This is a genomic window from Streptomyces sp. CA-106110 (genome assembly GCF_050936285.1).
Lineage (GTDB): Bacteria > Actinomycetota > Actinomycetes > Streptomycetales > Streptomycetaceae > Streptomyces.
In genome coordinates, this window is sequence record NZ_JBNJNB010000002.1 from 227,824 (window position 1) to 240,521 (window position 12,698).

15 protein-coding genes and 2 pseudogenes are annotated in these 12,698 nt (G+C 67.8%); 12 read left to right on the forward strand and 5 right to left on the reverse strand.

The features are described 5' to 3' along the window. Positions 1-142 precede the first annotated feature (142 nt). Positions 143-1,048, reverse strand: a complete 906-nt coding sequence (cynR, locus tag ACQEXA_RS58725) for a transcriptional regulator CynR (RefSeq protein ID WP_433134953.1) — start codon at positions 1,046-1,048, stop codon at positions 143-145. Between the two features lie 124 nt (positions 1,049-1,172). On the opposite strand from cynR, the gene ACQEXA_RS58730 reads away from it, so the two are divergent. From ACQEXA_RS58730 to ACQEXA_RS58740, 3 genes and pseudogenes are all read left to right on the forward strand, one after another. Next, positions 1,173-1,772 carry a carbonic anhydrase gene (locus tag ACQEXA_RS58730; protein ID WP_432940818.1) on the forward strand — a complete coding sequence of 200 codons (600 nt, stop codon included), beginning with the start codon at positions 1,173-1,175 and terminating at the stop codon, positions 1,770-1,772. 109 nt (positions 1,773-1,881) lie between these two features. After that, the gene (gene cynS, locus ACQEXA_RS58735; protein ID WP_432940820.1) at positions 1,882-2,352 is read left to right on the forward strand and encodes a cyanase; all 471 of its coding nucleotides are present in this window, start codon (positions 1,882-1,884) and stop codon (positions 2,350-2,352) included. A gap of 194 nt (positions 2,353-2,546) precedes the next feature. Further along, a pseudogene (locus tag ACQEXA_RS58740) lies at positions 2,547-2,880 on the forward strand (IS200/IS605 family accessory protein TnpB-related protein); the annotation flags it as partial. Positions 2,881-3,115: 235 nt separating this feature from the next. Here ACQEXA_RS58740 and ACQEXA_RS58745 read toward each other — a convergent pair. After that, positions 3,116-3,343, reverse strand: a complete 228-nt coding sequence (locus ACQEXA_RS58745) for a hypothetical protein (RefSeq protein WP_433135545.1) — start codon at positions 3,341-3,343, stop codon at positions 3,116-3,118. A gap of 493 nt (positions 3,344-3,836) precedes the next feature. Here ACQEXA_RS58745 and ACQEXA_RS58750 point away from each other — a divergent pair, with 493 nt between their 5' ends. The 4 genes from ACQEXA_RS58750 to ACQEXA_RS58765 all read left to right on the forward strand — a co-directional run bounded on the left by ACQEXA_RS58750 (position 3,837) and on the right by ACQEXA_RS58765 (position 5,962). Next, positions 3,837-4,445, forward strand: a complete 609-nt coding sequence (locus ACQEXA_RS58750) for a TetR family transcriptional regulator C-terminal domain-containing protein (RefSeq protein ID WP_432940822.1) — start codon at positions 3,837-3,839, stop codon at positions 4,443-4,445. Positions 4,446-4,599: 154 nt separating this feature from the next. Further along, complete coding sequence (locus ACQEXA_RS58755; protein ID WP_432940823.1) at positions 4,600-5,313, forward strand: cysteine hydrolase; 714 nt, start codon at positions 4,600-4,602, stop codon at positions 5,311-5,313. Next, the gene (locus ACQEXA_RS58760; RefSeq protein WP_432940825.1) at positions 5,291-5,473 is read left to right on the forward strand and encodes a LuxR C-terminal-related transcriptional regulator; all 183 of its coding nucleotides are present in this window, start codon (positions 5,291-5,293) and stop codon (positions 5,471-5,473) included. Before ACQEXA_RS58755 ends, ACQEXA_RS58760 begins: the two co-directional genes overlap by 23 nt. A gap of 306 nt (positions 5,474-5,779) precedes the next feature. Then, on the forward strand, positions 5,780-5,962 hold the full coding sequence (locus ACQEXA_RS58765) for a zinc-binding dehydrogenase (RefSeq protein WP_433134954.1): 183 nt from the start codon (positions 5,780-5,782) through the stop codon (positions 5,960-5,962). A gap of 480 nt (positions 5,963-6,442) precedes the next feature. Here ACQEXA_RS58765 and ACQEXA_RS58770 read toward each other — a convergent pair whose 3' ends face one another. Then, positions 6,443-6,850, reverse strand: a complete 408-nt coding sequence (locus ACQEXA_RS58770; protein WP_432940829.1) for a hypothetical protein — start codon at positions 6,848-6,850, stop codon at positions 6,443-6,445. Between the two features lie 200 nt (positions 6,851-7,050). Between ACQEXA_RS58770 and ACQEXA_RS58775 the strand changes: the two genes are divergently transcribed. Next, a complete protein-coding gene (locus tag ACQEXA_RS58775) occupies positions 7,051-7,332 on the forward strand; it encodes a hypothetical protein (protein WP_432940831.1) in 282 nt (93 codons plus the stop codon). A gap of 83 nt (positions 7,333-7,415) precedes the next feature. On the opposite strand, the gene ACQEXA_RS58780 is transcribed toward ACQEXA_RS58775, so the two are convergent. Next, a complete protein-coding gene (locus ACQEXA_RS58780; protein ID WP_432940832.1) occupies positions 7,416-7,634 on the reverse strand; it encodes a hypothetical protein in 219 nt (72 codons plus the stop codon). A gap of 188 nt (positions 7,635-7,822) precedes the next feature. Continuing rightward, positions 7,823-8,170 (reverse strand): hypothetical protein, encoded by a 348-nt coding sequence (locus ACQEXA_RS58785; protein ID WP_433134955.1) that lies wholly within the window; start codon positions 8,168-8,170, stop codon positions 7,823-7,825. A 392-nt stretch (positions 8,171-8,562) separates the two neighbouring features. Between ACQEXA_RS58785 and ACQEXA_RS58790 the strand changes: the two genes are divergently transcribed. The 4 genes and pseudogenes from ACQEXA_RS58790 (at position 8,563) to ACQEXA_RS58805 (ending at position 12,611) form a co-directional block, all read left to right on the forward strand. Beyond that, positions 8,563-9,042: a MarR family winged helix-turn-helix transcriptional regulator gene (locus ACQEXA_RS58790; RefSeq protein WP_359410656.1), complete on the forward strand. Its 480-nt coding sequence runs from the start codon at positions 8,563-8,565 to the stop codon at positions 9,040-9,042. 677 nt (positions 9,043-9,719) lie between these two features. Further along, entirely contained in the window at positions 9,720-10,940 is a 1,221-nt protein-coding gene (locus ACQEXA_RS58795; protein ID WP_433133308.1) for an RNA-guided endonuclease InsQ/TnpB family protein, read from the forward strand. A 111-nt stretch (positions 10,941-11,051) separates the two neighbouring features. Next, positions 11,052-11,175 (forward strand): annotated as a pseudogene (locus ACQEXA_RS58800) (integrase); the annotation flags it as partial. 215 nt (positions 11,176-11,390) lie between these two features. Continuing rightward, positions 11,391-12,611, forward strand: coding sequence for an RNA-guided endonuclease InsQ/TnpB family protein (locus ACQEXA_RS58805; protein ID WP_433134956.1), 1,221 nt, complete (start codon positions 11,391-11,393; stop codon positions 12,609-12,611). Positions 12,612-12,698: the final 87 nt, after the last annotated feature.

Consider the following 12,698-nt stretch of genomic DNA (forward strand, 5'->3'; position numbering starts at 1 on the left):
TCGGCCACTCTGTGTAATTAACCACCAGGATCGCGCAGGTCTGTCCAGGTCTGCAAGGAGGTCGTGTGCCGGGCCGGTGACGTTCGGGGTTATCGGCACCCGCAGGGTCACACCTGCAGCGTCACCACGGACATCTTCACTGTCAGCCGAGGTCGAAGCCGTGGGCATGTGCCCAGTCGGTGGCCCGGCAGGTGAAGGCGCGGGCGGCGGCGCTCTGGTAGGTGCTTTCACGGTGCAGGAGTGTGACGGTGCGGGAGGGGAGTGCCGGGGAGAGGGGGATGGGGGTCAGGTGGGGGTGGTCGCGGGTGATGGCATCGGGCAGGACGGTCGCGAGCGGGGTGCGAGTCACGATTTCGGTGAGGGCGCTGATGGAGTTGGCCTCCACCGCGATCCGCGGCTGCACCTGGTGTTCGGCGAGGTGCTGGTCGATGTACCGGCGGGTGGCGAAATCGTTGCTGAGCATTGCGAGATGGCGTTCGCGGAGGTCGGTGACGGGCAGGGGGCCGCGGTTCTGGGTGTCGGGGTGTTGAGAGCCGACGACGAGGCTGAGGGTCTCGGTGAACAGTGCGGCTGCCTCGATGCCCGGGAGATGGGCGCCTGTGAAGGCGATGCCGAGGTCGAGCCGGTCGCTGAGCAGATCAGCTTCGATGCGGTCCTGGGTCATCTCGCGCACGTCCAGGGTGACGCCGGAATGGCGGGTGTAGAAGTCGGCAACGAGGGGGCCCGTGAGGTAGGCCGTGAAGGTGGGGGTGACGGCGAGGCGGAGGTGCCCGCGGGAGAGGTCCTGCACGTCCAGCACCGCCCGCTCGCCGGCCGCGAGGTCCCGTAGCGCGCGCTGGGCGTAATGGGCGTAGGCGGTCCCGGCGTCGGTGAGGCGTACGGTGCGGCCGGTGCGGTCCAGCAACTGGACTCCCAGGGCCTTCTCCAGTTGCCTGATCTGCTGGGACAGGGTGGGCTGGGCGATGTGCAGTTCCTCGGCGGCACGGGTGAAGCTTGCGTGCTCGCCAACTGCGAGCAGATAGCGCAGATGACGCAGCTCCGGCTTCATGACCGAAACTATAGATGTGGTCGATTGCAGCCAGTGCTATTGAGTCTTGGACGCTACATATACAGGTCGTGCACCGTGAATGGCGTCAGCCCCAGCGGCAATCCGATCGAAGGAAGTACGGGCCATGCGTCATCTCGCCCAGGGAGTAGACCGCTTCCAACGAAAGGTCTTCCCCGTCAAGGCCGGGCTCTTCACCCACCTGGCCACCACCCACCAGCCCAGCACGATGTTCATCAGCTGTTCTGACGCCCGCGTCGTCCCCGAGCTGATCACCCAGGCCGACCCCGGCGAGCTGTTCGTCGTCCGCACTGCCGGCAACCTCGTCCCCGCCTACACCTCCAGCGCCGACGGCGTCACCGCCAGCATCGAGTACGCGATTGTCGTCCTGGGTGTGAAGGACATCATCGTCTGCGGGCACTCCGCGTGCGGCGCCATGACCGCTCTCGCCGAAGGCCATGACCTGACCAGCACCCCGGCCATCGCTGGCTGGCTGCGCCACGCGACTGCCGCCCAGGTCCTTACCGAACCCGCCGAAAGCGGACAGAAGGTCGCCGCGCTGGTACGGGAGAATGTCGCCGCCCAGCTGGCGAACCTGGCCACCCACCCCTCGGCGGCCCACGCGCTGGCTGAGGACAGCCTGCGGATGCACGGCTGGATCTTCGACATCCCCACTGGAACCGTCGAAGAACTCGACACCGGCACGCACTCCGCCCTCGCGGCCTGACCCATCCCTTCGCCCCCTCCCCCGGCCTGGCCTGACCGGATCCCCGGGACCACTTCTTCCCAACCCCCTGCAACCTCAGGGGACGGACCGCCTGAAAGGAACCATTCCCATGGTGCACGCTCAGTTCGACAGCAACGCCCGTCAGCAGCTCGCAATCGCCGCAGTCGAGGCCAAGACCCGCAAGGACCTCACCTGGCAGCAGATCGCGGACGCCGCCGGCCTGTCGGTCGCGTTCGTCACCGCCGCCGTCCTCGGCCAGCACGCCCTGCCGGAGAAGTCGGCCAAGGCCGTCGCCGAGCTCCTCGGCCTGGACGACGACGCGGCGATGCTGCTGCGCACCATTCCCACCCGCGGCTCGATCGAGGGCGGCATCCCCACCGACCCCACGATCTACCGCTTCTACGAGATGATCCAGGTCTACGGCACCACGCTCAAGGCCTTGGTCCACGAGCAGTTCGGTGACGGCATCATCTCCGCGATCAACTTCAAGCTCGACGTAAAGAAGGTCGCCGACCCCGAGGGCGGCGAGCGCGCCGTGATAACCCTGGACGGAAAGTACCTGCCCTACAGGCCCTTCTAAGTAGTCGAGTTCGTAAGTCCTTCGGGGGTTGGGAGCTGTTCGGTTTCGGATGTGCAGGAGCGTGCATGAGTGTGCACGAGCATGTACTGGTTCGTGGTGTTGCAGCGTGCACACGTCGCGTGGCGGGCACTGTCAGTGCCGACCGGTACCGTTCTTCCTGTTGCTGATCAAGCGTTGGCGGAGGGAGTACATCGATGCGTGATGAGTCGCTGCGCACGATCGCTGCCCCATTCGTGGCCCTCGGCCCGTCCGGCGTGGCGATCCGCACCCGCTTAAGGCACCTGAGCGCCGACGACGAGCGGGTGTTGCGGCTGGTGGGCACGCATCTGGGCTCGCTGGCGTCGAAGGATCTCAAACGCCGGTGCGCTGAGGGTCTGGAGCACTCCGCGGATACGTGGGCGCAGCGGAAGCGGGCCTTGACCGAGGAGTCGTACGAAAGCCACTCACGATCAGTGGGCTCTTGCGCGGCGTGCCCGGTTGGCGCACATCCGCAGCCTTGAGGCCGGCATCGCCCTCGGGCACCGCATCCGGCGACGGACGGCACCGCCTTCTGCCCACCAGAGCGATGGACTGGAGCATCGGACCGCCCAGGCCGGACACGGCACCCCAGGGCGTGAGGGAACCCGCCCCCGCATCCTTGGACCACGGACACGATCCGCTGGGACCGGACGCGGCGCGAACGCGGGAGACCAGGACGCCCAACACCGTTCGGAGCGCCCGACTGAGCCTGTACACCTCATGCTCAGTCCTCAGGAACGGTTGATCACGCTGCTGGCTCGGCGGAGGATTTTTCCTGGTGATCGGCGGTGTGCCGGTCGAGCCTGGCCAGCAGATCGTCCAGGTCGGAGGTGGTGAACTTCCGCTGGAACGGCTGTGCCGTGGCGTTGTCGCGGTCTTCGAATCCTCGGAGCCGATCCCCGACCTGGGTCAGGTCGGTGAAGTCGCTGGGTGAGACGACCTTGCGTTGCACGACGGAGAAGTAGATCTCCACTTGGTTCAACCATGAACCGGCCGCCCACCAGGAGCTTCGCACGGCCGCCGTCAACTCATCGCCCCCACGACGACCGCGGCCGACCACCTGGACCCCGCACAAGGCGCTGCTTGGCATCCATAGGGGCATCAACGCCACTGGACCCGCTCACGCGCGCGCGGTTCGAGAAGGAAGCGCTCATCGCCCGCGCGGTGATCGGCACGAACCGGGTGGCACGTTCCCTGGACGCCGATCCGTGTGCTGACCGGCCGTGGTCGGCCGCCTACCCTTGGTCATCCCAGACGCCCGTGTCCCGCTTGGTGCGACCGCTGTCGCCGAGCACGTCCCCTCGGACGGGCCTGTGGATCTCGCCGGTCCGGCGGCCGGCCGCGGTACTGTCGGCGAGGTCGCTGCGGCATGTACTGGTCCGCGAGCGACCTGTCCCCGGTGAGCGGAAAGGGGCTCATCGACAACCTGACGGATCATCACGCAAGGCCGGCGGTAGAATGGGCCCGTGTCCCGACCTGCGAATCCCCTCGTCCGTGAGAATCTCCTCAATGCGGGATTGGCCCTTTTCCACTCCCAGGGGTTCAACGCGGTAGGCATCAAAGAGATCACGGACATGGCCGGTGTGCCCAAGGGCTCGTTCTACAGCTACTACAGCAGCAAGAACGCCTTCGCTGCTGCCGTCCTCAGGCAGTACTGGGCTGGGATCGTCCGCAATCACGCCCCCATGCTCAGCGACGAGTCCACTCCGCCCGTACGGCGCGTCGTCCGGTTCTTCGAGGCTATGACCCGGGACCATGCCGAGCAGGACTTCGCATTGGGATGCCTCATCGGCAATATGACCCTCGAACTGTCCGACGGCAATCAAGAGGCGCGTGAGGAACTGGCCGCCATCATGGACCACTGGTCCCGCCTGGTCGCAGTCTGCCTCGCGGAGAGCGCAAGCGGGCAGAACGCCGCAACTTCCCTCGAGATGACCGAACTGGCGTCCATGATCATCGAATCCTGGGAGGGCGCGGCCATGCGGGGCCGCCTCGACCGGAGCAGGGCCCCTTACGACCGCTTTCTCGCTACAGCCCTGCCACGGCTGCTCGGCACGCAGACGACCTCCGCCTGAGAGCCGACACTCCGCAGTGCCCCCGTGTGCGGGGGACAGATCGATGACTCTCGGTTATCAGATCCACACGATTCGCTTATGGATTCATAGACGACTGGACAGTTATAATGAAGGTGCTCATGCACCTTCGAGTCACCAATCAGGAGTCCACTTCATGGCGTCCAACCAGGCCGACCTCTACGCAGAGCCCTCCGCGCCCGCGCTTCCGGACAGCGGCTTCCGTCTCGACCTGTCACGCGCGGCTCTCGTCGTCACCGACCCGCAGATCGACTTCCTCAGCCCGGCCGGTGCCACATGGGAGGTCTTCGGTGGCAGCATCACCGACAACGACACCGTTCTCCATATCGGGCAACTGCTTGAAGCCGCCAAGGCCGCTGACATCACCGTGGCGATCTCGCCGCACTACTACTACCCGTCCGACGATGCCTGGCAGTTCGGCGGCCCGCTGGAGCAGTACATGCACTCTGTGGGCATGTTCAAGCGCCAGGGCCCCCTCGCTCTCGACGGCTTCGCGGACTCCGGGGCCGACTTCCTGCCCGCCTACCGGGAACACATACTCGACGGCAGGACCATCATCACCTCGCCGCACAAGATCTATGGGCCCGAGTCGAACGACCTCGTCCTTCAACTGCGCAAGCACGGAGTCTCACAGGTCATCCTGGCCGGCATGGCCGCCAACCTGTGCGTCGAGAGCCATCTGCGTGAACTCATCGAGCAGGGCTTCGAAGTGGTCGTCGTGCGTGACGCCACAGCCGGAGCCCGGCTTCCCGAAGGCGACGGGTACCTCTCCGCGCTCATCAACTACCGCTATCTGGCGAGCGCGACATGGACGACGGCGGAAGCTGTTGCGGCGCTGCGCGAACACTGACCACCGCATCCGACGACCCATCGCCGACCGTCTCTACGTGTCCGTACACACCGTCAACACCCATATGAAGCACATCTTCACCAACCTCGACATCAACACACGAGTCGAACTGACCCGGTTGGCGATCGAACGGGGTGGTGTCGCCGACAGGGCGGACTGAGCGGTGCCCCCGACCGGCAGGGCGGCGGCAATGATCCCTTGAATGGGCGATGCCGGCTCCGGCCGTACCCGTGATGCCGGTCGCGACGGCCTGGCCACTGGCACGGCGTCGCCCTTCATCAGGAAGTGACCGCCTCATGAACACGATGCGCGCAGTACGCGCACGCCGACGCAGAGGCCCAACGGCCGGTCCATGAGACCGCACTGCGCCCCGAGCCCGGGCCCGGCGCTGTCGTCGTCGCGCCATGGGCCGCCTCCCTCACCACCCGACGCCCTGAGCGGCCCAGGACCATGCGGCACGCGCGGAGTGCCCTTCGTCGTCGAACCGGACCACGACGGACTCGACTCCATCAGTGAGCCGATCAGGAGCGGACGGCTGAGCCCGGAGATCGACCGGGTCGTTCCCCTCGCGCAGGCTCGCGCCGCGTACGAAGCGCTCGAGAAGGAGCACCGGCACAGAAAGGTCGTCATCCATGTCGCCGACGGATAGTCAACCGCAACCCAGGACGGTCAGACCCGGTGGCCGCGCGGCCCCGGAACGCGGCTACCGTGGCCAACTCCGCGCTACCGTGGCCGCGAGCGCGGCCCCGCACGGATACACCCTGGCACTGTGGACCGCCACCGCAATGACGTCGTCCGATCGGGGCGCCCCAGGCGCGGCCGAAGTCCTGGCACTCCTCGCCGGTGCGACGCTCTCCTTCGTCGCGTTGGGTGCCGTCGCCTACGGCAGTGCCCCCATGGCGCCGGGCAGGTCCGCCGCCGACGCGCGGATATGGGCCGCCTTCCATCTGCCCATGGCTGCTTTCGTCGCGCTGGTCAGCCTGTTGCTCGCCCGGTGTTGTTCAGGGCCCCTCCTGTGGGGGCTCGTCGGAACGACCACGACCGCCGTGTACCTGCTGGGTGTCAGCGCCCAGTTCCTCTGTTTTGCAGTTCGCCGAGTCACCAAGAAGCCACACACACACGTGAGAGTTCACCACGTCTCTAACGCTCGACCGTTCCTGACTGAGCATGAGTTGCACAGGCTCAGACGGACGCTCCGAACGGTGTTGAGCGTCCCCACCAGCACGGGCTCCTGCGGGAGTTGATGGCGCAGTTCCAGCCCTGCCCTGGCCGACACGGCCAGGTCGTCTGCCGAGTAGCGGCAACACGTCCGAGAGCACTTGATGTCAGGCCAGGACAAGTTGCGGTGCACCAGTTCAGAGAACTCACAATCAGAGAACCCGCAGGTCAGCTGTTTCCACATGCCGTCCGACTCTTGTTGAAGCAATGCAATAGCGAGCCAGACCCGGTCGGCGGGCTCGTAGCGGACCCGGGCGATCTGGCGGCGCAGCACCGCGTTCTGGTGCCGCAACGCCAGCACTTCCGCATCCTTGGCCACGCGTTGTGCGCAGCACCGCAGCAAACACCGTGATCAGGTTCCGGACCAGCGCGGTGACGATGGACAGCGGCATCGAAGGATCATCGCAGATGCCGTGCGGGGCACTGCTCCGGTCCGGGAAACCTGCAGATCAGGGCCAGAATCGTGTTTTCGAGCGGCACACGCTGGGCCGCCCTCGTCGTCCCCTGTCAAGTTGTTCTGTGCAATCCGTGGCCCGGTGGTGGCGTGAGGCCCGTGCGGTAGGGCGCCGCTGGTGGCTCCGGCTCGATGTCCTGGCCCGGGTGAGGAGCGGCCTGGATTCCGCGTTCGGTAGCCGGCTCATCGCCACTGCCCTGTCGCTCCAAGCACTGACCAATGCCTGGATCACCGCGGGCACCAGCCTCGAGGCCATTGCCGAGTCCTCCGAGGGCGTGGTCGACGAGCGACTCCGCGTTCTGATCACGGTCACGTTGGCGCAGCGATCGGCGTCGCGCAGGCGCTGAAGTCCCGCGCGGAGGGGGGAACGCCTGAGCGGCGCGGCTGCGCCCGGCCAAGGCCGGCTGAACTCCGAGGATGCCCGTGGTGTTCAGTCCCGGGCGGCGGTGCCGCCGGGGGCGGGGGCGGCGGGCGGGCGGCGGTGGGCGCCCATGCCGGGGGCGCCGACGGAGGCGAGGCGTTCGCTGGCGGGTCGGCCGCGGTGTCGTCCGGTGCCGGCGGTGGGGGTGGGGGTTGGCAGGCGCCGCATGGCCACGAGGGCGTTGGTGAGCAGGCTGCTGTTCTTCGTGGTCGGGATGGTGTTGAGCATGGTGTTCTCCGGGTCTTTCGGTGTGCCGGTGGCGCGACGGGAGGCAGTGGAGTGGGGGCCGGCCGGTGCCGGGCCGTGTGAGGACGAAGCGACTGGGCACCGGCGTGGCTCCCTGCCCTGTCGCCCGGGACGTCGTCCGGTCGGCGCGGCGTCGTGGTCCGGCGGGGCGTGCCGGATCCGGTCACGCCTCAGCGGACGGGTCCGTGGCCGTGGGACAGCCAGACGGTCACCCAGTGGCCGTGGCTCCAGTACTGCACGCGGTGGTGGCCGTAGTGGTGACGGGTGATCTCGTCGTTCCAGCGGTGGTGGCCGTAGTCGTAGTGGCGACGGGTGATCTCGTCGTTCCAGCGCCGGTCGTCGTTCCCGGCGCGGTCGGCGGTCCTGTCCCATGCCGTGCTGCTGACGGTCACGGTCTGCCGGTCCTGGCCGGTGGGCCGGGGAGCGGCGGAGGCGAAACCCGTGGCTCCGAGCAGGGCGGTGCCGGCGAGCGCCACCGAGGCAGTGGAGGTTGCGATGATGCGCGTCCACTTGTTCATGTCGGGTCTCTCCTTGCCGTGCCCCGGTGTGGGGGGCGTCGGACGACGGCCCGGCCGGTGGGCCGGTCTGCGTCGTGCGGGGGCGATTCGCGCGGGGCCGCCGGGGCGGGCGCCTGGTTCGCAGGCGCTGGTTCCGAGGGGGTCGGCGGCGCTGTGAATCGCTGGTGAATGGAACCTAACAGATGATTGATGATGGTCAATCGTTTATGGGGTGTGACCATCGCCTCGCGCAAGGAAACCGGGGAAGTGGAATAACCCGGCACAAGCGCCCGCCAAGGCGTGCGGGCAGGTCCCGCACGCGGTCGCAATCGCGGCGCGGGTCGCCGAAGAATCATTGAAAGTCGTGGATTAACCATCGATCACGATGGTTGACATCGCGCTATCATGGAGCCATGACAGGGAACGAGATCGCGGTTGAGGATGCTGCCGGCGGCGACCCGCTGGAGCGGCTCGGTTTCCTGCTGGCCCGGCACGGCGCCATCGCCAACAGCCGCGTCCAGCGCGCCTTCGCCTCCTGCGGCCTCGCGCCGCGGGCCGCAGCCACGCTGATGCTGCTCGGCAGGTGCGGATCCATGGGGCAGCAGGGCCTCGTCGCGGCGCTCGAGGTGGATCCCAGCATCATGGTCGCCATCCTCAACGACCTGGAGTCCGCCCAGCTCGTCGAGCGCCGCCGCGACCCCTCCGACCGGCGCCGGCACATCGTCGCCATCACCGACCGTGGCTGCGGCGTCCTGGCCGAGACCCAGACCGCGGTGGACGAGGTCGAACGCGGACTCTTCGGCGACCTGTCCCCGGAGGAGATGACCGCGCTCCGCGCACTCCTGGCCCGGGTGCGCACCTCACCGGGCGACGCAGTCTGCGCCGAGCAGTGACCCCGGCGCCCGCCCCGGCGTCTGGCGGCATGCCCGAACGGGAACAGCACCCCCGGTGGCCGGAGGTGCTGGAGGTTCGGGTCGGCGGGGACGCGGCCGGATGCTCAGCCGAAGATCACGCCGTTGTTGACAGTGCCGCTGTACGCGCCGCGGTGTCGTCGTCGCCCGGCTCCCCGTGACGGGTCGGGCAGCCGGGGTGGAACTGAAGGACGGCAAGGGGCTGAGTCTGCGGGTGCCGATACATCATCCGCCCAGTTCACAGCCTCGATCACCAGCCTCCGGCCGTGCCCGCCGATCGCGTCAGAGCCTTGGCCAGTGCTAGGCATCGACGACATCATGATCTGTCGTGCTGTTGCGCCTGGCCTACCTCGCCGCGACCAACACCTTTGCGCTCCTGCACCCGCTGCCGATGAGTGACCGAGACAAAGACATCGAGATCCTGGCACTGTGACACCAGCTGCTGGTCCTGCAGCGCCAGGTCGGCAAGCCCAGGTTCACCGGCTTTCTCCGAGGATGCCCCGGCCTTCAGGCCGGGGAGGAATCGGACTCCTGCGGAGCAGGGCAGGGACAGCCGGATCGCCGTCAGGGCGATCCGGCGTCCACCCCGCACGGCCGTGATGCCGCCCACAACGGTCAAGAACTCTCAACTGTCAGTCCTCCCAGGTAGGTTCGGATGCATGACGACAGAAGCGACCACGAAGGACACCGGGCATGCCCGGTACACCTTCCGTGTACGCCTGTCGAAGACAGCCCGGCGCGCACTCGAAGCCGAGTGGGATCGCTGCCGCTGGATCTGGAACGAATGCGTGGCCAAGTCCCGGCAGGCCCACGCGCAGAGCAGAGCGGGCGGCGAGAAGTTGACGTGTGGTCCGGCGCAGCTGGACAGGATGCTGACCGACGCCCGCGGGGTGATGCCGTGGCTGGCCGAGGGTGCCTCGGTGCCGCAGCAGCAGGTGATCCGGGACTTCGCCAAGTCGCGGGCGAAGGCGCTGAAGGACATCAAGGACGGGCTTGCGCAGCACCGCCGGGCCGGGATGCCCCGCTGGAAGAAGAAGCGGGAGGCCAGGCCGAGCCTGAACTACACCCGGCGCGGTTTCCGCCTCAAGGACGGTCGTCTGCACCTTGCGGGCCAGATCGTGCTGAGCGTGGTGTGGTCGCGGGCTCTTCCGGCCGACCCGTCGAGTGTGCGCGTGTACCAGGACACGCTCGGACATTGGTACGCCTCCTTCGTCGCCCCGGCCCAGGTCGAGCCGCTTGTGGAGACCGGCCACGTCCTGGGCGTGGACTGGGGTGTGAAGGAGACCGCGACCACCACGGATGACGCCTACGACCTTCCGCATGCCGAACTCGGCAAGCGGTCCGCTCAGCGGCTCGCGAAGTACCAGCGGATGATGGCCCGGCGCCGGCGACCGAAAGGACAGCGTGCATCCACCGGCTACCGGAAGGCGCAGGCACAGGCAGCGAAGCTGCACAGGAAGATCGCGCGGCAGCGGGAGGACACCGGCCGCAAGTGGGCCAAGGCCGTCATGCGCGATCATGACGGAGTGGCGGTGGAGGACTTCCGCCCGAAGTTCCTCGCGAAGACCACCATGGCCCGCAAGGCGGCCGACGCGGCCATCGCGGCGACGAAGCGTGCCCTGATCGAGATGGGCCGCAAGCACGCACGGGACGTCCGTCTGGTGCACCCGGCGCACACCACGATGGACTGCGCAACGTGCGGGGCGAGAACCAAGCACGCACTCCCTCTCTCGATGAGAACGTATGCCTGCACCGTGTGCGGAGCCGTCTCGCCCAGGGACAAGAACTCCGCCCGCGTGATGCTGGTCCGGGCGGGTTGGAACCCGGACGGTGTTGAGGGCGTAAGACCTCCTGGTCCGCTGGACCAAGAGGCGGCCTGAGCCGTGAATCCCACGCAGCCCTGGAGGGTGGAGAATCCCCTCCCTTCAGGGAGGGGAGCCTTCAACGATACCGACCGTGCCGTCCTCGCCGGCCTGCTCCACCACCTCCCGATGGACAAGCTGCGGCACCTCCCCCCTGTTGCCGGTACGCCCCGACACGATCCTTCGCCGGCACCGCAACCTGCTCAAGCGACGCCACGCTGCGACCTGCGTGCCAAAGCGTCGCGGGCGCCCGCCCTGCGTGTGCCGAAAACTCATCCGCGCAGTTCACCGGGTTCCTCCGAGGATGCCCCGGCCTTCAGGCGGGGGAGGAATCGGTCTCCTGCGGAGCAGGACAGGAAATAGGGGTTTCGCCTCCAGGGCGAAGGACCGTCCACCCGCGACGAGGTGAGCGAGCCCGTGGCGATCAAGAGGTCTCAAGTGTCAGTCCTCCCGGGTAGGTTCGGTTGCATGACGACAGACGCGACCACGGAGGGGGCCGGGCATGCCCGGTACTCCTTTCGTGTGCGCCTGTCGGCTACCGCGCGGCGCGCACTTGAAGCGGAGTGGGACCGCTGCCGGTGGCTCTGGAATGAATGCGTGGCCAAGTCCAAGCAGGTCCACCAGCGAGCCAAGGAGTCCGGAGAGAAGCTGACGTGTGGTCCGGCGCAGTTGGACAGGATGCTGACCGAGGCCCGCGGGGTGATGCCGTGGCTGGCCGAGGGTGCCTCGGTGCCGCAGCAGCAGGTGATTCGGGACTTCGCCAAGTCGCGGGCGAAGGCGCTGAAGGACGTCAAGGACCGGCTTCCGGTGCACCGCCGGGCCGGGATGCCCCGCTTCAAGCGGAAGCGGGAGGCCAGGCCGAGCCTGAACTACACCCGGCGGGGTTTCCGCCTCAAGGACGGTCGTCTGCACCTTGCGGGCCAGATCGTGCTGAGCGTGGTGTGGTCGCGGGCTCTTCCGGCCGAGCCGTCGAGTGTGCGCGTGTACCAGGACACGCTCGGGCACTGGTATGTGTCCTTCGTTGCCCCCGCGCAGAGCGAACCGCTTGCCCTCACGGGGCGGGTGCTCGGGGTGGACTGGGGTGTGAAGGAGACGGCCATCACCACGGATGGCGCCTACGATCTCCCGCATGCCGAGCACGGCAAGCGGGCCGCGCAGGGGCTCGCCCGCTACCAGCGGATGATGGCCCGGTGCCGGCGTTCGAAGGGCCGGCCCGCATCCAAGGGCTACCGGAAGGCGCAGGCACAGGCCGCGAAGCTGCACAGGAAGGTCGCGCGGCAGCGGGAGGACACCGGCCGCAAGTGGGCCAAGTCCGTGATGCGTGATCATGACGGGGTGGCGGTGGAGGACTTCCGCCCGAAGTTCCTCGCGAAGACCGCGATGGCCCGCAAGGCGGCCGATGCCGCCATCGCCGCCACCAAACGCGCTCTGGTCGAGATGGGGCGCAAGCACGCACGGGACGTCCGCCTCGTGCACCCGGCGCACACCACGATGGACTGCGCGCGGTGCGGAGCGAGAACCAAGCACGCACTCCCTCTCTCGATGAGAACCTATGCCTGCACCGTGTGCGGAGCCGTCTCGCCCAGGGACAAGAACTCCGCCCGCGTGATGCTGGTCCGGGCAGGTTGGAACCCGGACGGTGCCGAGGGCGTAAGACCTCCTGGTCCGCTGGACCAAGAGGCGGCCTGAGCCGTGAATCCCCGCTCAGCCCTGGAGGGTGGAGACCCCCTCCCTTCAGGGAGGGGAGCCTTCAAAGCGAGTGTCCTTGCAGAGCTG

What these genes read in the sequence shown, in the direction of transcription:
- ACQEXA_RS58755 (WP_432940823.1), top strand. Translation starts at nt 4,600, where the DNA reads ATGGCGTCCAACCAGGCCGACCTCTACGCAGAGCCCTCCGCGCCCGCG.
- cynR (WP_433134953.1), bottom strand. Translation starts at nt 1,048, where the DNA reads ATGAAGCCGGAGCTGCGTCATCTGCGCTATCTGCTCGCAGTTGGCGAG.
- ACQEXA_RS58785 (WP_433134955.1), bottom strand. Translation starts at nt 8,170, where the DNA reads ATGAACAAGTGGACGCGCATCATCGCAACCTCCACTGCCTCGGTGGCG.
- ACQEXA_RS58795 (WP_433133308.1), top strand. Translation starts at nt 9,720, where the DNA reads ATGACGACAGAAGCGACCACGAAGGACACCGGGCATGCCCGGTACACC.
- ACQEXA_RS58805 (WP_433134956.1), top strand. Translation starts at nt 11,391, where the DNA reads ATGACGACAGACGCGACCACGGAGGGGGCCGGGCATGCCCGGTACTCC.
- ACQEXA_RS58790 (WP_359410656.1), top strand. Translation starts at nt 8,563, where the DNA reads ATGACAGGGAACGAGATCGCGGTTGAGGATGCTGCCGGCGGCGACCCG.
- ACQEXA_RS58730 (WP_432940818.1), top strand. Translation starts at nt 1,173, where the DNA reads ATGCGTCATCTCGCCCAGGGAGTAGACCGCTTCCAACGAAAGGTCTTC.
- cynS (WP_432940820.1), top strand. Translation starts at nt 1,882, where the DNA reads ATGGTGCACGCTCAGTTCGACAGCAACGCCCGTCAGCAGCTCGCAATC.
- ACQEXA_RS58780 (WP_432940832.1), bottom strand. Translation starts at nt 7,634, where the DNA reads ATGCTCAACACCATCCCGACCACGAAGAACAGCAGCCTGCTCACCAAC.